Here is an 18,757-nt window from a genome sequence, read left to right as displayed (position 1 = left end):
GTCAGCTTGCCCTTGGCATGCTGCGCCTCGGTCGCACGGTCACTGGGACCACGCCGCGCCTGCTCGCGAAGGGCGTGCAGCTCGGCCACTCGCCCTCGTGCGTCTGTCGGCTCGCCTGCGGTCTCGTCCAAAACGGTCATGTACGAACCCTACGGAGCCGACCATAGAAAACCTGCCGTTGACTCCGTACAGTCTCGCGCCGGTTCTGCTGTCAGCCCCGGACAGAACCTTTCCGCGCTGCAGGCGAAGTGCCAGTGGGAGGCCGCATCGAATTGTCGGTATCCGACAAGGACGTCAACCGATGGTCATCTCACAGCCATGTACGGCTCCGGACGCGCCCGGAGTGACCCGAAGCCGCAGCGCACGTCCGGTGCCGAGCACCTCGACGGACGGATCGTGACGGACGACCCGGCGGACCGGCCGGTCCCAGGTCAGCTCCAGGGGCTGCCCGGAACGCATGGGTTCAGCGATGCGGATCGCAGTGGTCCGGTTGCGCCGGCGCACCAGCACGCTCGCCGGAGCGGTGACGGTGAGCGCACCCACCGTACCGGCCTGCCAGAAGTTCGCGGCGGTGAGGCCGAGGAAGCGCACGGCGACGGACTGGCACACGGCGGAGTTGTCGAGGACCTCCAGCCACCGGAGGTCGGCGGCACGGGCCGCGACGGTCCTCCGGGAGGCCCCGGGCATCAGGACATACGCATAGGAAGAGTTCACCGGATCGGTCCCGTGGTCGAGCCACAGGGTCTGGTAGTGACGGGTCCGCCGTTCGGTGGTGCTGGTGGTGTTGATGTCCCTCCAGGCCCCGGTGCGGGCCTCGCGCAGGGTACGCAGCGAGGCGGTCCCGCCGGGGAAGATCCAGCCGCCGTGGCTTTCGAGGTGGGCCCAGCGGGACCGGCGGCCGACGGCGAAAGCGGCCGTCGCGGCCGTCGTGCCCGCCCCGAGGTTGCGGTTGTCGACGATCGTCTCGACGGGTACGCCGTCGGTACTGGTGATGCCGGCCCCGAGGCAGATGACCGCGTCGTCGGCGCAGAACCACGACTTGCGCGCTTCCAGCGTCGAGCCGAGCCCCTTGAGATGCTGGCCGACGGCGGCGTACTCGCCGTCCGTAGCCCCGCCGACCCACTTCACGGCGGGCTTCGGCTCACCCCACTCGCCGCCCTCCTTGTCGGCGAGCCGCTTTGTCGACACGGTTGTCCCGGGCAGCCGGTACCAGTCGACGGTGGGCCAGAACCAGTCGGTGTACTGGTCGCCGTGGTCCCTGCCGGGCCACCAGTAGAGCATTCCGGCGCCGGTGTGCCAGCCGCGCGGGTTCTCGCCGTTGCCGCACTCGTAGGACGAGATCCGCTCCGACGCCATCGAGATGTTCGCGGCCCAGTCGGGGCGCCGGTGCACGGCCCGGTCCATGGAGGCGAACAGCTTGTGCCCGACGGGCTCGGGCGCGGGCGGTACGGGCGCCTCCGCGACCGCGTGCAACCGGGCCAGATCGGCCACGCCGAACTGCTTGCCGGTCAGGACCGGAGTGACGGTGTCCCGCTCGATCCAGCCCTTGATCATGGACTGCCAGCGGGTCCGCTCGGCGGCGGAGGCGCCGCCCGCGAGCAGCGCGATCGCCGCGATCAGGCCCTGGCCGTGGAAGTGGTCGCTGCGCATGACCTTGCGGGCGTCGCCGGCGAGACAGCCGCGGCTGATGGCCCGGCCGTTGACGCTGTCCATCATCAGCCCGTTGTAGATCAGCGGGGCGTAGGCGTTCTCGACGCTGTCGAGGATGATCTGCCGGTTCGGATCGGTGACGTCCCAGGCGGAGCCCGCGACGAGGGCGAAGAGCCGGCCGAGCCCGTCGAGCATGACCTGTCCGTACGTACCCGAGTACGCGACCCAGGTGTGCTGGACGAACGAGCCGTCGGCGTAGAGGCCGTCGCCCTTGGTGACGTACGGGAAGACGGGCGACAGCGCGTCGCGGGCGAGCTCGATCTTGGCGGGTGCGGCGCCGAGGATGCCGCGCAGGACGACGGACCGGCACAGGTCGACGCGGTTGGCGCCGGTGCTCGTCCCCGTGTACGAGCCCAGCATCGAGTCCGGGATGAAGTGGTCGACGGCGGCGCACGCCGCCTGGCGCCGGTCGTCGGTGAGCTTGTCATGGAGGGCGGCGACGATGTCCATGAGGAGTCGGGGGCTGCCGATCTGCCACTCCCACCAGTTGCCGTAGCGGGTGGTGGAGGGGTTGTAGATCCGCGCGGAGAGATGGTCGAGCCCCCGGATGACGTCGGCGAGAAGCGTCTCGTCGCCGGTGAGGCCGGTGCCCGGCTGGCGGTAGGCCTGGGTCATGGTCCACAGCCGGCTGTAGCTGCCGGTGATGCCGGACGGCGGGTCGAAGCGGAGGCCGGGCCAGAGGGAGTCGTCGGCGGGGGCCATGGACGCGCGGACGGTGCGGGCGAGTTGGCCGGTCTCGGCGAGCCGGGTGGCGTAGGGCTCGGTGGCCGGGTCGAAGCCGGTGCCGAGCTGGATCTCCAGCCAGCGCCGGCGCAGCGTGGCGTACTCGTCGTCGGCGGGGGCGGCCGTGGCGCGGGTGGGCTGCGCCAGGGTGAGAGCGCTTGCGCCGAAGGCGAGCAGGAAGGCGCGTCGGGACCAGGCGGACAGCAGCACCACGAAAGCCTCCAGAAGGGGTGGCGTGGACCGGCTCGGGTGAACTGAACTGTGCGGGGCGCGCCTTTGAAGCCTGCCCGGCGCTCGAGGGCGGACACCCCGGGTGCCCCGGCACGGAACGGCACGCCATGCCCGCTCGGCGGTGCGGGGGGGGGGGGGGGGGGGGGGTGGCCCCCCCCCCCCCCCCCCCCCCCCCCCCCCCCGGCCGGCCGTCAGCCTCCGCAGTGGAACCGCGCGTTGCCCCAGTCCGCGTGGTCGTTGCCGTTCCCGTCGCCGCCGTCGGTGACGGTCAGATCGACATACTGGGCGCCGGTGAGGTCCGCGGTCAGCTGCCACGCCGCGTCCGTCGCCCGCAGCACCGGCGACCTCACCTTCTCCGCGCCGTCCGCCGCGACAGCGAACTGCACGCTGCCGCGCGACGCCTGGACATCGTCGACACCCACCTCCGCGGTGAACGCGGTGCACCGGCCGCCCAGGTAGTAGCGGACCTTCGCCGGGGCATGGGTCCCGAGGCCCTTCGCGTACGCCACTCCCCCGATCTTCATCGGGCTGCCGTCGCCGGTGCCCGTCTCACCGTTGGAGAGGTCACGCTCGACCGGGCCCCAGCCGTTCTCGGCGGACGTCCAGTCCAGATCGCTCGCCCACACGTCCGCGGTGGGCGGCGGCGGCTGGGTCCGTACGCTCGTCCTCGCGCCGAGCGTGCGGCTGCCGCCAGCGACGGTGTACACGGCCGACGCGCCGATCTCGTACGCCTTGTACTCGGCGGCCTCGGGCGGCGTCACCTGCCAGGTGGCGGTGGCCTTGTCCCCCGGCGCGACCGACGCGAAGGCGACAGGGCCCGCGGGCTCGGCCGTCCATCCCTGGGGCAGCGCCAGGCTCACCGACACCCCGGTCGCGGCCGTCGCCTCGTCGTTCGTGAAGACGGCCTTGACCTCGTTCCCACGCCCCGGTTCCAGCGTGTCGGCGGCCGCGGCCACGCTGAGCGTCCCGCATGCGGACGCGGCCGGGGCCTGCCCGAGGTCCGTCACGGTGAATCCGTCGAGCACGAAGTCCGCGCCTTCCGGAGCGTCGGCACGCTTCCGCAGCCCGGTCCAGGTGTCCCCGCAGCCCGCCGTGACGGTCTCGGTGAAGTGCCCGGTGGTCCGCTGGGCGCCGATCGGGGTACGGCGGGTCTCCACCGAGCCGCCGGTGCTCCGGTCGTAGCCCGTGACCCACTCGTACGCACCCGCGTGGCTCGACTGGTAGTCGTACTCGACCCGGTAGCTGTGCCCGTCCTTCATCGGCACGGTCCACGGTGCGGTCCGGTACACCAGCCCGCTGTTCTCGTCGTGCGCCTTCAGGGACTCCGCCCCGCCGAGCACGTCGTCGATGAGCTTGCCGTTCCACCCGGCCTGCGTGTACGGGGCGTGCAGCTGGCTCACATGGGTGCGCGGGTCCGTCACACCACCCGCGTCGCCCTTGAGGAACGGCCCCCAGCCCTGGTCGACGGCTTCGAAATCCTCGTACACGACCGTGCCGTCCTTGACCGCGGGCGCGTTCTCCACCAGCCGTACGTCATCGACCCGTACCGCGGCCGACGGTCCTTGCGCGGCGTCGATCCGGAGGGTCACCGCACCGCCGGCCGGGGCCGTGAAGTTCACCTTGGCGCGCTGGAAGGAGGTGGAGTGCCAGTCGGAGGCCGCGACCTGGTTCCTGGCGGTGGAGCGTTCGACGGTGACGGACTGTCCGCCGGCGGAGAGGACCGTGCGGCGCGAGGCCCCCGGCTCGACCTCGATCCATGCGGAGGCGGTGTACCGCTTGCCCGCCGTGAGGCCGGTGATCCGCTGCGCGAGCGAGGCCGCGGCGGTGCCGGTCAGCTCGGCGCTGCTCCTCCCCCGGTCGTCGGTGTCGCGTGCGACCGTGCCCGTCTTCGTCCAGGACCCGAGCCCTGCGTCGTTGAAGCCGGGGTCCCTGACCTTGCCGCCCTCGCCCCATCGCGGGTCCCGCGGCGCGGGTGCGCGGTCCGGGTAGAGGACGTACGGCTGCCCGGCGTCCGCGGTGAGGGTGATCTTCCCGTCGACGGGCCGCACGGTCCCGGTCTTCACCCGGCCGTTGTCGGTGAGCCGGTACACGGTGTACGCACTGGTGCCCGGAACGGCCCAACTGCTGCTGCCACCGGTCTTGTTGTAGTGGTACAGCTTCTTCCCGCCGTCCCACGGCAGCAGATAACGGTCACCGTCGAGGACCTTGCGGCCGTCGTCGTAGAACGTACGGCGGCCGTCCTCGACCGTTCCGCGCAGCCCGCCCGTGAACGCGATCTCGTTTCCGTTCCAGCGGGTGATCTTCTCCTGCTGCAGGAACTTCGCGGGCAGGTTCCGCTGCCAGATGTTCGTGTAGAAGGCGTTCCAGTCGGTTTCGCCGGTCCAGCCCTCGAAGTCCTCCAGGGCGGTCTGGCCGAGCACCGGGTGGTTGTTCCAGATGTCCTTCTCGCCGTTCCGGATGAACCGGATGATCTGGGAGTTGAGTCCCTTGTTGGTGGCGCCGCCGTAGTCCAGGTCATTGGCCCAGTGCGACCAGAGCGAGGCGCGCTCGAACTTGTCGGACCATTCGGTACCGACGTTCCACCCCTGCCGCTGCACGGCCTGCACGGTCCTGTCGGCGATCCAGCCGTGCGAGTAGTAGACGTCGATGTACAGGAAGCTCAGATTGCGGTCGGTCTCGTCGCGCAGCTGCTGGAATCTGCGGGCGAGATCACCGCTGTTGATGTCGCGCCGCTGGTCGATGTAGTAGCTCTGATTGAGCCAGTTCCAGCCGGGTTTGGTCTTGTCGACGAGGGTCTCGCTGAAGTTCTTGGCCTCCGGGTACGACTCGGTGGCGTTGACGTGCACGCCGAAGGTGGCGCCCCACTCCTTTCCCGCCTTCAGCAGCTTGTTGAGGTCCCGGAGCCCGCCGGCGCGCTTGTTGTAGTTGCCGCCGTAGTCGGGGTGGGCGGAGTCGTGCCCCTCGGAGCCGTACCCCTTGAGCACCGCCAGCTGCCCGAGTCCGTCGGTCGCGAGCGAGATCCGCTTGACGTCGTCGAGGGTGCGCAGGAAGGGGTGGGTGGCCTGGCTGGCGAAGTTGAACGGAATGTGGGTGACGACCCGGTCGGGGGTCTCGTCGCTGCCGGGCGCCTTGACCCCGATCGTGCGGAAGGCGAGGGCGCCGTCCTGCCAGTCCGTCTTCCCGTCGGCGTTGGCGTCGGGGGTGACGACGACTTTGGCCCAGGGCAGGTTCGTCCCGCTCTCGGGCTGCGGCGCGCCGGCTCCCCGGTAGGTCCACTGCCCCGACCACACCCCGACCCGTACGGACCCGTCGTCCGCCTTGCGGGCCTGGTGCCAGAAGCGGGCGTCGTCGCCACCGGTGACACCGGAGGGCTTGTCGTAGCTGGAGTTCGACTCGACGGCCGCGGCGAGGGAGCCCGTGTTGACCAGGGCGTACGACGCGCCGACCGGCGCGGCCTGGGCCGGGGTCGCGTCGGTGACCCGGGCGAAGACATCGGCGGTCTTCGTCGAGTCGGGATCGAGCCTGGTGAACGCGGTCGCGGCTCCGGCCTCCGTGCTCCCGACCGAGACCAGGTCGTGCCCGGGGATGTCGATGGTCCCGACCCGGAACGTCTCGGTGTCCCGTACCGCCGTCACCTTGAACGTGGTGGCGCGGCCGGACACCGAGAGCGTCGCGTCGATCTCGACGCCCGGAAGACCGGGGAAGGTCAGCGTGTACGCGGCGCTCGCGCCCTGGACGACGGGTGCGGCTTTCGCCTTCACGGGGTGAGCGGTGCCGTTGAGGGTGACCTCCGTGAGGGGGCTCGTGCTGCCGAGCAGGCGGGCACCGGTGGCGCGGTCGGTGTACGAGAGGACGCGCGGGAAGTCGTCGGCGACGGCGACGTCGAGCTGTCCGGAGGTGAGGACGGCGGCGGCTCCCGGGGCGGCGGGTGCGGCGACGTCCGCGGGGGCGGGCGCGGGCCCGGCCGCGTAGGCGGGGCCCGCCAGCGATACGACGACGGCCGTGGCGGCGGCGACCACGCACGCGGTGCGGCTGCGGGGTCTTGTGGTGAGCGACATGGGGACTGGGTAGCCGGGGCGCGTCGGCACCGTCAACGAAGTCGTACGGGAGCGGCACAGCCAGTCCAACAACCCTGTTCCGTAAGTCCAAGTCGGCGCCCATGGGGCCGACTTCTGAACGCGGAAAGATTCTGAGAGCGCTCTCAGTCACAAGTATTGACGCCTTCTGCTCGCGCTACGAGAGTGGAGCGCACCCCCACATCCCCCACCCCAGGAGTGCTTTCGTGATCTCACGACGCCTCTTCCTCACCGGCACCGCCGCCGCGGCAGCCGCCTCCGCCATGGCGCTGCCGCTCGGCAACCGCGCTTCAGCAGCTCCCCCCACCTGTGAACTCGCCCTGGAGAACCGCTCCTTGCCGGGCACGGTGCACGCCTACGTCACCGGCCACGAGCAGAGCACCGGCCGCTGGATCCTGCTGCGCCCGGACGGCGGTGTGTACCGCCCCGAGTCCCCGTCCGCGCCGCAGACCCCACTCCCGGTCGACTGCGCGATTCCGCTGCGGCCCGCCGGCTCCGGGCCGGTGGTCCTGACGCTGCCTCAGATGTTCGGCGCCCGCGTCTACTTCGTGCGCGACGACAAGCTGGCTTTCTTCCTGAACCCCGGACCCGCGCTCGTGGAGCCGGCCTTCGCGACGCCCACCGACCCCAACTACGGCCGCACCTGGTCGTTCTGCGAGTTCACCTTCGACCCGCAACAGCTGTTCGCCAACCTCAGCTATGTCGACCTGCTGACCGCTCTGCCCATCGGCATCACGCTCACCGGCGACGCGACGCACACCGTCGCCCCGCTGCCGTCCGGCGCGCTCCAGCGCATCGCCGACGGTCTCACCGCACAGGCCGGCACGGACGGGCAGCCCTGGGACAAGCTGGTGATCCGCGGCTCCGGCGGCGGTGTGCTCCGGGTGATCTCGCCCCAGAACCTGATGGCGCCGTACTTCGACCGGCCGGCCGAGATGCCCTTCCGGAACCACTTCGACAGCTACATCGACCAGGTCTGGCAGAAGTACCGCACCACCGACCTGCGGATCGATCTCCAGGGCGGTCGCGGTGTACGCACCGGGCGGGTCAGCGGCGAGATCCTCACCTTCACTGGTGGCCACACCTTCACCAGGCCCACCTCGAAGGACATCTTCACCTGCAACCACGGACCCTTCGCCAACAACCCGGGCGACCCGGACGACAAGAAGGGCCTGCTGGCCCGCCTCGCCGCCGGGTTCAACCGCAGCATCATGCTGACGCACCCGGACCAGCCGAACGGCCTCACCTCCGCCGACTACTACCGCGGTCCGGTGACCAACCACTTCGCGCGTGTGGTGCACGCGAACACGCCGATCGGTTACGCGTTCCCTTACGACGACGTCCGCCCCGACGGGCAGCCCGACGTATCGGGCGCGGCGCACGACGGAAATCCGCGGCGCTTCACGGTGACGGTCGGCTCCTGAGGCGGGCGCCGAGCGACGAGTGACGAGTGACGGGTGCCCTGGCCGAGCCGGCCCGGGGCACCCGTTCTCCATGCGGCCGCCGTGCGTCGGAGGGAGGTGCGCCGGTGCCGTTCGAGCGAATCCGGCGAAACCTACCCCGAAGATGTTGAAGATTTAACGGAATAGGTCTACGGTGGGCCTCGTTGAAGATTCAACGAATGCGAGAAGCCTCGCCCCCACGTCCCCGAGGAGTAGCCATGGGCCTGTTCAACCGTAAGAACGACACCGCCACCGCCACCACCGTCGCGCGCGCCGCCGCCCCCGCGGTCGACCCGGCTCTCGCGGCGCTGACCGGCGAATACACCATCGACCCGGCCCACAGCAGCATTGGATTCACCGTCCGTCACGCGATGGTCACCAATGTGCGCGGCACGTTCGGTGAGCACGAGGGCACGCTGAGCCTGGACGGCTCCGACCCGGGCTCCTCCACCGCGGTCATCGACATCAAGATCGCCAGCATCGACACCGGGATCGCGGACCGCGACGGCCACCTGCGCAGCGGCGACTTCTTCGACGCCGAGAAGTTCCCGCTGATGTCCTTCCGCTCGACGCAGGCCGAGCAGCTGGGCGGCGACAAGTACCGCATCACCGGCGACCTCACCATCAAGGACGTCACCCGCCCGCTCTCCATCGACCTGGAGTTCAACGGCACGGCGACCGACGTCTACGGCAACGAGCGCGTCGGCTTCGAGGGCAGCGCCCAGATCCTGCGCTCCGACTGGGGTCTGACCTGGAACGCGGCGCTGGAGACGGGTGGTGTCATGGTCAGCGACAAGGTGAAGCTGAACTTCGACATCTCCGCGATCAAGGCTGCCGCCTGACCCTCAGCACCTCGGCGCGTCAGCACCTCGGCGCACTCAGCACAGGGAAGCCGGCGAACCCCCGTCCGCAAGGACGGGGGTTCGGCATGTGCCCGGCACCTGTTCGGCATGTGCCCGGCATGTCCGCGACATGGGTGACGAGGTCAGAGCCGCAGCGACGCAGGGCGCACCGACCGCCACAGTTCGTGGACCTCGGCGGCGCTCTCTTCACGGTCCCGGGGGACGCCCCACACATGCACCGCCCCGGAAGGATTGGTGAGCGGGGCCCAGCCCGGATCCCCGGTGGCCGCGAATCCGGCCCAGGCGAGGACCATACGCCGGGAGAGCTCCCGGTCCTCCTCGTCGACGGGTCCGGTGAGGAAGTCGACCCCCGCCGCGTCCAGGGTGCCGAAGGCGAAGGGAACATCCGCGGCATGCCACGCCCGCACCGGGCGGCCGTCGGCTCGTGTGCGGCGCCGGTCGAACCTGGACAGGTACGTGCGTCCGCCCTCGCGAGCCCGGGCGTGGGAAACAGCGTGGGGATCGGCGTGTGCTCGTGCGTGGGCGTGGGCGTGGGCTTCGGCGAGGCGGACGCTGTGTGTGGTGAAGACAGCATCACTGGCGATGGCGAGACAGACATCCAGGACCGACGCGTGCGGCATCAGTGCGCGGTAGCCGGCGACGAGTTCCGCCGGAAGCCCGAAGTCGCCGGCGAAGCGGGCCAGACCGTCCTCGGTGGTGACCGGCGGCATGCTGCCCACCTCGTGCATCAGCCAGTGCTCCTCCGTGGTGTGGCACACCAGGAGATCCACCGCCCGCCCCGCGCCCCCGGCCACGGCCTCGACCGGGTCAACCGGCAGCACGTCCCCGTCGAGGACGGGTCCGTAGATGACGGTGTCGTAGTGCAGCGGTCCCGATTCCGGGTCCGTGGCGTACTCCGCGACCACCCGGTCCGACGCGTCGACCAGGGCCTGCGGGGTGGCGGAGAGCAGACCCTCCGCGGTGGGAGCGACTCCGGCGGCCCCGGCCACCTTGTGGGCCAGCCCCGCGGCGAGATCCGGCGGGAAGTAGGCGTCGGGGACGCTGTGGGCGATGGCCCGCCGGAACAGTCCACGAGCCCGCTCGCTCGCCAGCAGACAGGCGATCGAACCCGCCCCGGCGGACTGCCCGGCCACGGTGACGTTGTCGGGGTCGCCGCCGAAGGCCGCAACGTTGTCCTGGACCCAGCGCAGCGCGGCGATCTGGTCGAGGAGGCCGCGGTTGTCCGGGAACCCGGGGACATGGCCGAAGCCCTCGAAGCCGAGCCGGTAGTTGCAGGTCACCACCACCAGGCCGGCGCGCGCCAACGCGGATCCGTCGTAGTCGGGCTGGGCCGACGACCCGAAGGTGTAGGCGCCGCCGTGAATCCAGAACAGCACCGGCAACGGACCGGAAGCGTCCACCGGGGACCAGACGTTGACGCTGAGAACGTCCTCCCGGCCCGGAGACCAGACCGGGGCACCGGGCAGCTCCGCGGACTGCGGCGGGACCGGCCCGAAGCGTGTGCAGTCCCGCACACCGTCCCAGGGGGCCGCAGGGCGGGGCGCCCGGAACCGGCCGGCGACACCGAACGGCGGCGCCGCGTAAGGGATCCCGAGCGTCACGCGGAGCCCATCGACGATCGTGCCCCGTACGCGGCCGCTTTCCGTCGCGACGATCCCGGCGGTCACCGTCTCGGCGGTCACGGTCCCGTCGGATCCATCGATCCCATCGGTCCTGTCGGCGCCATCGGTCCCGCCGCTCGCTGAGGCACCCACGGTCAGACCTCCCTGTTCGCGCCGCCGACCTCTCCGGCGGGCAGTACAGGCTCCCACGGAGCCACGGCCCGGCGATCTTCAGGATCCTCGGGCGGTCCGGCTACAGCGGAATGTGGATGTCCAGAACCGGTCCGCCGGCGCGGGTGGGCGGCGCGTCGAGGCTCTCCAGGACGTGCAGCATCGGTGCGTTGCTCGCAGAGACCGCCGCGGTCAGGGTGTGGTGCCCGTCCCGGCGGGCCACATCGGCGGCGTGTGCGGCAAGTCCCGTACCCAGCCCCTTGGACTGCCACGCGTCCTCGATCAGCACGGCGAGTTCGCCGACCCCTTGCTGATCCGTGCGCATGACGTTGGTCATGGCGATGATGCGGTCGGTCTGCTGGGCAGTGGTCGTGACCAGGGTGGTGCCGCGCTCCGGGTCGGACAGCACCCGCCATCCGGCACGGGACAGCTCGGGCTTGCCCGTGTGATAGCGCAAGGCCCGGCTGGACGACGAGCATCGGCGGTGCAGCTCCTGGATCGGTCCCAGGTCGGCGGGGGTCACCTCCCGGGTCCGAGTGGTCGTACCGTCGATCAACGTGATCGGGTGTCCGGTGCCTCCAGCGCCGGCGTCGGGCATGCCACGGCCTCCTCACAGTGCAGGCAGACGGGTTGGTGCGCCGCAAAACCCTCTCCGGGCGTTGCCCCCCGTGGCACACGAGAAGTCTTTTGCCACGCACCGGTCGGCTCAAGAACGGTTCTCGCCAAATCGATTACGCTTCGCGCATTCAGCGTCACCCAAAGTTGCCACCTCGTGTGGTGTCCATGGCAACCGCACCTCGCCGCGCGGAATACCCCCCGATTCACCGCAGTTGGCTCCTCATGACCGTACGAAGACGATCATCAGGGGGGGCACACATGTCAGCACAGGACGCACAGGCACAGGCACAGGTGCAGGTGCAGGTGCAGGCGCAGGGCACCACGGCGCCGGGCTTCGAGTCCGTACGGGAGGAGTTCGCCGCCGTCGTCGCCGAGGAAGCGCACTCCCCCGAGGCGCAGCTCGTCGTGTACGCGGACGGGCAGTTGGCGGTGGACCTGTGGGCCGGGGAGGGGACCACGGGTGACACGCTCAGCGGGGTCTACTCCATCACCAAGGGCGCCGCGCATCTGGTCGTGGCGCTGCTCGTGCAGGACGGCGTGCTGGATCTCGACCGGGAAGTGGCCTCGTACTGGCCGGAGTTCGCGGCCCAGGGGAAGGACCGGCTGACCCTGCGCGAGCTGCTCGCGCACAAGGCCGGGCTGATCGGCACCGACGAGGGGTTCACCATCGAGGAGCTGGCCGACGACCGGCTCGTCGCCGGGCGGCTGGCGGGGCAGCGGCCGTACTGGGAGCCCGGATCGGCGTACGGCTACCACGCGCTCGTGATCGGCGCGCTGACCGGCGAGGTGGTGCGGAGGGCGACCGGGCGGTCGATCCAGGAGCTGTACGAGGAGCGGATCCGCGCCCCGTACGGCCTGGACTTCCACCTCGGCCTGCCCGAGGAGCTCGAAGGCCGGTACGCCCCGATCCTGCCGATGCTGCCGACGCCCGAGCAGGCCGCGGAGAGGGCGGCGAACCCGCTGGACCCGGACAGCCTGCTGGCCATCGCCTTCAACTGGCACACCCAGCCGCCGATGGACCTGGTGGAGTTCGCCAACCACCCGCGCGTGAAGGCCCTGGGCCCTGCCTCGGCGGGCGGCGTCGGGAGCGCGCGTGGCGTCGCCCGGATGTACGCGGCGGTCATCAGCGAGCTGGACGGCCGGGCGCCGCTGCTGAAGCCGGACACGGCAGCCGAGTTCGCCCGGCTCCACAGCACCGGCACCGACCTCGTCACCGGCGGGGAGGACCACTTCGGCATCGGCTTCGAGCTCCAGGCCGCCGGTCCGGCCGCCATCGGCCACAGCGGCGCGGCCGGCGCCCAGGCCTGGGCCGACCCCTCGACCGGCGTCGCCTACGCCTACACCCGTCGCCGCTTCGCCTACCCGGGCGGCGCGGCGCCGGAGAACGAGCGTCTGACGGCAGCTGTGCTCCGGGCGGCGAAGGCGGTGGGCACGACCGGCTGACAACCACCCGACGGCCGCCTCGCAGGACTCGGTGACGCGTCGCCGCACGGTGGCCGGGGGACGCGACGTCGCAACGGGTGGCCGGGGGGACGCGTCGCCGCACGGTGGCCCGGGGGGACGCGTCGCCGCACGGGTGGCCCTCAGTGCGGCGACGCGTCGCCTGGCCGCTCGGCTATGCCTCCCGCAGCCGTACCACCCGGTCGCCCGTCATCGCCTCGATCTCCGCCGCCGCCTCGTGGAGGAGCTCATGGGTCACGCCGCTCAGCGCCCGCGCCACGGCCAGTTCGTCGCCGATGTGGGGGACGTCCGGGTCGGTGCGGTTGCGGTGGGCCGTGCCCTCGCCGACGAAGAGTTCGGCGTGCTGGCCGCGGAGCCGGGCCTCGGCCTGGGTGGTCCGGTCGCTCTCGGTGATGACGATCTCGACGTTCCACTTCTTGGTGCGCATCAGAAACCACCGCCTGCGTCGAAGCCGCCTCCGCCGCCCCAGTCGCCGCCACCGAAGTCGCCGCCACCGAAGCCGCCGCCACCGAAGTCGGAGGAGCTGAAGTCGGCGCCGGAGAAGTCGCCGCCGCTGAAGTCGCCGCCGCCGTACTCAGCTGCGTACGCCGGGGTCGAGAGGGCGCTGCCGAGCAGGGTGCCCGCCAGCAGGCCGGGCAGCAGGCCGCCGCCGAAGTACCCGCCGGCCCAGGGGCCGTAGGCGGGGCCGGCCTCCCAGTAGGGGCGGGGGCCGGATTCGGTCTCGACGTTGCGGGCGAGCGGGTCCTTGCCTTCCTGGAGGCGGGTGGCGTCGGCGGCGCAGACAGGGACCTCGCGGGGGGTGCCGCCGGACGGGGTCCAGGTCATGTCGGTCGTGGAGGGGCCGTGGCGCGGGTCGAAGAAGCAGGGCGAGCGGCGCTCCGGGAGCGGGGCGTGCTCGCGGCGCGCGGCGAGGACCGCGAGGGAGAAGCGGCCCTCCTCCAGGGCTTCGGTGACCGGGCGGACGTCGTGCGGGCGCTCGGCCGAGGCCATGGCGCTCTTGGCGTCGTCGTACGAGTCCAGGGCTCGTTCGTAGTCGGCGCGCATCGCGTCGTCGGCGCCCGGCTCGGACGGGTGGAAGTCGAGCCGGTCGAGCTCCTCGCCGTACGCGGTGATGTCCTCGTCCACGACGACCCGGAGCTTCTCCAGGGCGGCCCGCTCCTCCTCGGCACGCAGCCGGCGCCTGCGGCGGACCACGGCGTACGCGCCCGCGCCGCCCGCGACGAGGACGGTACCGACCGTGATCAGCGAGCCGATGGAGGCGCCGTCGTTCGCGGCGCCGGTGCTCCAGGAGGCCGGGGCGGTGCCGCGGACGGTCGGCAGGGCCTGGTCGACGAAGTTGTTGAGCTGGGTGGCGGCGTCGACGCCGGGGGCCTTCACCCCGGCCACGATGTTCTGCACGGCGTCGGCGGGCATGACCGCCCGGTCCGCGCCCGCGTTGAAGCCGTCACCGAGGCGGATTCCGTACAGCCCGGTGATCCCGGTCTCGGTCCGCAGATCGCGCAGGACGCTGTCCGCGGGGAATTGCGACCCTGCGGGCAGTACCGCGACGAATACGGGTTTGTCAGCGTCCTCGATCTTCTGCGCGAGGGCCTTCTCGTCGGCCTCGGAGAGCTGGGACCGGGCGCCCGGGTCGACGTAGACCGGACCCTGCTTCAGGGCCTGGGCCGCGTCGGAGATGCCCGTGGCCTTGGCGCCCACGCCAGGAGCCAGGGCCAGCAGCAGGAAGAGCGTCAGCCCGGCGAGGGCAGACAGGAGGGAAAACGGCCTGGTCCTCATAGCATCGAAGCTACCTGAACGGCACGAAATGGGACATAGTTCCCGGTCGGAACCCGGCCCGAGGATGCCGCCGCGGCGCGGACCTCCGTCCGGACGACCTCCTCCGTCCGCAGCCCCACCCGCTCGTCCGCCGGCCCCCCGCGCGCGGGCACGGCGGCCGGCAGGACCGCGCGGGAGCCGCCGACCGGAAGCGACGGCTCCAGAGCTGAGACGCCCAGGGGTCCGGGCCGGCGGGGCCTACTCCGCCGGCTCGACCCCCGCCCGCAGCAGTCCGTAGGTGTACGCGTCCTCCAGCGCCTGCCACGACGCCGCGATCACGTTGTCCGCGACGCCGACCGTGGACCAGTCGCCGCTGCCGTCGCTCGTCGTGATCAGCACGCGGGTGGTGGACTCGGTGCCGTGGCGGCCTTCGAGGATACGGACCTTGTAGTCGACCAGCTCCAGCTTCGCGAGCTGCGGATAGATCCGCTCCAGGCCCACCCGCATCGCCAGGTCGAGGGCGTGGACGGGGCCGTTGCCCTCGGCGGTCGCGACGATGCGCTCGCCCTTTGCCCACAGCTTCACCGTGGCCTCGTTGGCGTGGGTCCCGTCGGGGCGGTCCTCGACGATCGCGCGCCACGACTCGGTACGGAAGTACGTACGCGGCCGGCCCGCTTCCTCCCCGCGCAGCTCCTGCCGCAGCAGCAGCTCGAACGAGGCGTCGGCGGCCTCGTACGTGTAGCCCTTGAGCTCGCGCTCCTTGACCCGCTCGACGACACGGCCGACGAGCTCACGGTCGCCGCCCAGGTCGACACCGAGCTCCTTGCCCTTGAGCTCGATGGAGGCGCGGCCCGCCATGTCGGAGACGAGCATCCGCATGGTGTTGCCGACCTGCTCGGGGTCGATGTGCTGGTACAGGTCCGGGTCGACCTTGATCGCGGAGGCGTGCAGTCCGGCCTTGTGGGCGAAGGCGGAAACACCCACGTACGGCTGATGGGTGGAGGGCGTGAGGTTGACGACCTCGGCGATGGCGTGCGAGATCCGGGTCATCTCCTGGAGGGCGCCCGCGGGCAGCACCTGCTTGCCGTACTTCAGCTCCAGCGCGGCGACGACCGGGAAGAGGTTGGCGTTGCCGACGCGCTCGCCGTAGCCGTTGGCGGTGCACTGGACATGCGTGGCGCCCGCGTCGACGGCGGCGAGGGTGTTGGCGACGGCGCAGCCCGTGTCGTCCTGTGCGTGGATGCCGAGCCGGGCGCCGGTGTCGGCGAGCACGGTGGCGACGACGGCCTGGACCTGGGCCGGCAGCATGCCGCCGTTGGTGTCGCAGAGGATGACGACATCGGCGCCCGCCTCGGAGGCGGCCCGGACGACGGCCTTCGCGTACTCCGGGTTGGCCCGGTATCCGTCGAAGAAGTGCTCGCAGTCGACGAAGACCCTGCGGCCTTGGGAGCGGAGGTAGGAGACAGTGTCGCGGACCATCTCCAGGTTCTCGTCCAGCGTGGTGCGCAGGGCGAGTTCGACATGGCGGTCGTGGGACTTGGCGACCAGCGTGATGACCGGAGCACCGGAGTCGAGCAGCGCTCTGACCTGCGGGTCCTCGGCGGCCTTGGCGCCGGCCCTGCGGGTGGCGCCGAACGCGACGAGCTTGGCGTTCTTGAGCTCGATCTCCTGACGGGCCCGGGCGAAGAACTCGGTGTCCCGGGGGTTGGCGCCGGGCCAGCCGCCCTCGATGAAGCCCACGCCGAACTCGTCCAGGTGCCGCGCGATGGTCAGCTTGTCCGCGACGGTGAGGTTGATGCCTTCGCGCTGGGCGCCGTCGCGCAGCGTGGTGTCGAAGACGTGGAAGCCGTCGTCGGTGCCGTACCTGTCGGTGTCCGTGGCCTCGGTGGTCATGGCTGTGGTGACTCCTGTCGGATGAGTGGCTCCGGAATGTCTGGATCCACTTGCCCCCATCTTCGCGCGCCTCGCGTCCGGCCTGGGTGGGGCCGTAAAACGAAAAAACCCCTCGCGGGTGCGAGAGGTCTGCGCGCGGGTCTGGGGCACGGTGTCGCTGTCGTGGGGTTTGCTGTCCACGGGTCAGCGGTCACTGCGGACCGGCGCGCTGCTGCCGATAATCATGGCGAATGCGAGCACAGAGGCAGTGTGCCACATGCGTACGCCCGCATGGACATCGGTCTCACTATGCGGGCGCACTGCGCCGGCTGCCGGAGCCGGTCGGCCGCGGACCGCCTCCGTACCCGATCGGCCTGTGTACCCGATCGGCGGGCGGAGAGCACCGGTGTCCGGTGGTAGGGGAACTGTGTGAGTTCACAGCCACCTTCAGGACCGCCGTCCGGCCCCCTGTCGTCACCCGGGTCCGGCCCGGGCCCCGAACGCCCTCAGCCGTTCACGGGCCAAGGCCCGTCCCGCAAGCGCCCCAGCCGGAATCAAGTGCTGATCATCAGTGGGGCGGCATTGGCGCTGGCACTCGCGGTCGTGCTGATCGTGGTGCTGCAGGGCGGTGGCGGCAAGGGTGGCAAGGGCGGCAACGGTAGTGCTTCGCCCTCGCCCGGAGATACGGCGACCGATGTGGCGGCGGCCCACGCCGTCGCGACGAAGGTGGCGCTGACCCCCGCGGACTGGGCACCCGGTTATGTGCAGGGCGATCCCTACGAAACCGACCCCTCGCCCGAAGCCGTGGTGCTGCCGACCTGCGAGTACTCCAGCCGCTTCAGCCGGGGCGGCACGCTGGCCGCCCTGCTGCGCAACGTCCAGAACCCGACGACCGGCTTCACCGGATCGTCCGAGGTGAGGGTGTACAACCGCGCGGCCACAGCAGAGCAGTACCTGGGCGACGTGCGGGACGAAATCCACCGCTGCCCGAGCCAGCACAGCGGAAAGGCCCGCTGGAACAACGTGCGCGAGGCGATCCCTCCGAACGTGCCCGGCCTCGACGAGCTGGTGTCCGAGGAGGGACGACAGGTCGTCGCCGACGACGGAACGAAGGTGAACTTCGTGTACGTCCTCCTCACGGGGCGGGCGGGCGACACCGTACTGGCTTCCTACGTGATCGGGGAGGCGGCGCAGGAGGCGCAGATCCGCACGACCGCGACGGATGTGCTCAAGAAGATGCAGCAGCGCCTCAAGACACAGCCGGGAGCGATCGCCGCCCGGTGACCGCTGGGCGCACCGCGGTCACCGGCTGTGTGCCCTCGTCGGGCGCACGCGGCCGGGACCTTCAGCGGCCCGGACTCCCCGCAGGCGTACGTGCGTGCGTGGCACTCGCCGGGCGCCCTTACAGGAGCGCGTCCTCGATGAACTCCCGTACATGGGCCAGGACCTGGGCGCGGCTCGTGCCCGGTATGCCGACCGCCACATGGACGCTGAAGCCGTCCAGGAGCGCACGCAGCCGGGCCGCGAAACGGTCCGGGTCGACGGCGCGGAACTCGCCGCGCGAGATGCCCGCGGCGAGCAGCGCGACCAGGTCACGGTGCCAGGCCCCCTCGATCGCGGCCTGTCGGGCGCGGGCGTCGTCGGCCGCGTTCTGCGAGCGGTTCCAGACCTCCAGCCAGAGCGTCCAGTGCGGGTCGCGGGGGCCGTCGGGCACATAGAGATCGACGTACGCGTCGAGGCATTCGCGGGCCGGCGCCTGGCGTGACAGCAGCGCGCTGCGTTCGGTGCCGAGGCGGCCTTCGCTCCACTCCAGGGTCTGCAGCAGCAACTCGTCCTTGGTGCGGAAGTAGTAGAGCAGGTGGCCGCTGCTCATCCCGACCTCACGGCCCAGGCCGGCCATGGTGAGCCCGTCGAGCCCGCGCTCGGCGATGGTGGCCATGGCAGCGGCGAGGAGCTCCTCACGGGGCGGGGCGGTGTTGCGGCGGCGCGGGGTGGATGCGGTCACCCGTACGTTGTACCCGATCCGGGTGGCGCCCTGCGGACGGGCCGCGAGGAGCCCGGGGCGGTCCGGTCGGCCCGGGTGTCCGTCCTCGAACGCCGGACGGTCTCCGGAAGCAGCCCCGTCGGCATGTGAGGCGCGGGGGTGGGGGGGGGGGGGGGGGGGGGGGGGGGGGGGGGGGGGGGGGGGGGGGGGGGGGGGGGGGGGGGGGGGGGGGGGGGGGGAGGGGGGGGGG

At 71.5% G+C, this 18,757-nt stretch carries 12 protein-coding genes; 4 read left to right on the top strand and 8 right to left on the bottom strand.

Translation table 11 applies throughout. The features are described 5' to 3' along the window. Positions 1 to 294: 294 nt before the first annotated feature. Positions 295 to 2,637 carry a polysaccharide lyase 8 family protein gene (locus tag AC0699_RS37595; RefSeq protein WP_478670250.1) on the bottom strand — a complete coding sequence of 781 codons (2,343 nt, stop codon included), beginning with the start codon at positions 2,635 to 2,637 and terminating at the stop codon, positions 295 to 297. Between the two features lie 218 nt (positions 2,638 to 2,855). After that, positions 2,856 to 6,722: an endo-alpha-N-acetylgalactosaminidase family protein gene (locus tag AC0699_RS37590; protein WP_478670246.1), complete on the bottom strand. Its 3,867-nt coding sequence runs from the start codon at positions 6,720 to 6,722 to the stop codon at positions 2,856 to 2,858. 224 nt (positions 6,723 to 6,946) lie between these two features. Here AC0699_RS37590 and AC0699_RS37585 point away from each other — a divergent pair, with 224 nt between their 5' ends. Together AC0699_RS37585 and AC0699_RS37580 are read left to right on the top strand one after the other, a co-directional pair. Continuing rightward, positions 6,947 to 8,164, top strand: coding sequence for a glycoside hydrolase family 64 protein (locus AC0699_RS37585; protein ID WP_478670243.1), 1,218 nt, complete (start codon positions 6,947 to 6,949; stop codon positions 8,162 to 8,164). A 236-nt stretch (positions 8,165 to 8,400) separates the two neighbouring features. Next, entirely contained in the window at positions 8,401 to 9,024 is a 624-nt protein-coding gene (locus tag AC0699_RS37580; protein ID WP_478670240.1) for a YceI family protein, read from the top strand. Positions 9,025 to 9,167: 143 nt separating this feature from the next. Here the strand turns inward: AC0699_RS37580 and AC0699_RS37575 are convergent, their stop codons facing one another. Further along, positions 9,168 to 10,727, bottom strand: coding sequence for a carboxylesterase/lipase family protein (locus AC0699_RS37575; RefSeq protein ID WP_478670237.1), 1,560 nt, complete (start codon positions 10,725 to 10,727; stop codon positions 9,168 to 9,170). 172 nt (positions 10,728 to 10,899) lie between these two features. Next, the gene (locus AC0699_RS37570) at positions 10,900 to 11,415 is read right to left on the bottom strand and encodes an N-acetyltransferase family protein (protein WP_478670234.1); all 516 of its coding nucleotides are present in this window, start codon (positions 11,413 to 11,415) and stop codon (positions 10,900 to 10,902) included. A gap of 278 nt (positions 11,416 to 11,693) precedes the next feature. Between AC0699_RS37570 and AC0699_RS37565 the strand changes: the two genes are divergently transcribed. Further along, positions 11,694 to 12,878 (top strand): serine hydrolase domain-containing protein, encoded by a 1,185-nt coding sequence (locus tag AC0699_RS37565; protein WP_478670230.1) that lies wholly within the window; start codon positions 11,694 to 11,696, stop codon positions 12,876 to 12,878. A gap of 172 nt (positions 12,879 to 13,050) precedes the next feature. Here the strand turns inward: AC0699_RS37565 and AC0699_RS37560 are convergent, their stop codons facing one another. The 3 genes from AC0699_RS37560 to cimA all read right to left on the bottom strand — a co-directional run bounded on the left by AC0699_RS37560 (position 13,051) and on the right by cimA (position 16,544). Further along, the gene (locus AC0699_RS37560) at positions 13,051 to 13,323 is read right to left on the bottom strand and encodes a DUF1876 domain-containing protein (protein WP_478670228.1); all 273 of its coding nucleotides are present in this window, start codon (positions 13,321 to 13,323) and stop codon (positions 13,051 to 13,053) included. Further along, entirely contained in the window at positions 13,323 to 14,672 is a 1,350-nt protein-coding gene (locus tag AC0699_RS37555; protein WP_478670226.1) for a hypothetical protein, read from the bottom strand. The genes AC0699_RS37560 and AC0699_RS37555 overlap by 1 nt, the downstream gene beginning before the upstream one ends. Before the next feature lie 237 nt (positions 14,673 to 14,909). After that, positions 14,910 to 16,544: a citramalate synthase gene (gene cimA / locus AC0699_RS37550; protein ID WP_478670223.1), complete on the bottom strand. Its 1,635-nt coding sequence runs from the start codon at positions 16,542 to 16,544 to the stop codon at positions 14,910 to 14,912. 537 nt (positions 16,545 to 17,081) lie between these two features. Here cimA and AC0699_RS37545 point away from each other — a divergent pair. Further along, positions 17,082 to 17,807 carry a hypothetical protein gene (locus AC0699_RS37545; RefSeq protein ID WP_478670220.1) on the top strand — a complete coding sequence of 242 codons (726 nt, stop codon included), beginning with the start codon at positions 17,082 to 17,084 and terminating at the stop codon, positions 17,805 to 17,807. A gap of 118 nt (positions 17,808 to 17,925) precedes the next feature. On the opposite strand, the gene AC0699_RS37540 is transcribed toward AC0699_RS37545, so the two are convergent. After that, complete coding sequence (locus AC0699_RS37540) at positions 17,926 to 18,528, bottom strand: TetR/AcrR family transcriptional regulator (RefSeq protein ID WP_478670217.1); 603 nt, start codon at positions 18,526 to 18,528, stop codon at positions 17,926 to 17,928. Positions 18,529 to 18,757: the final 229 nt, after the last annotated feature.

This window comes from Streptomyces sp. NPDC043870 (genome assembly GCF_056435785.1).
This window is presented reverse-complemented; position numbering and strand designations above follow the sequence as displayed.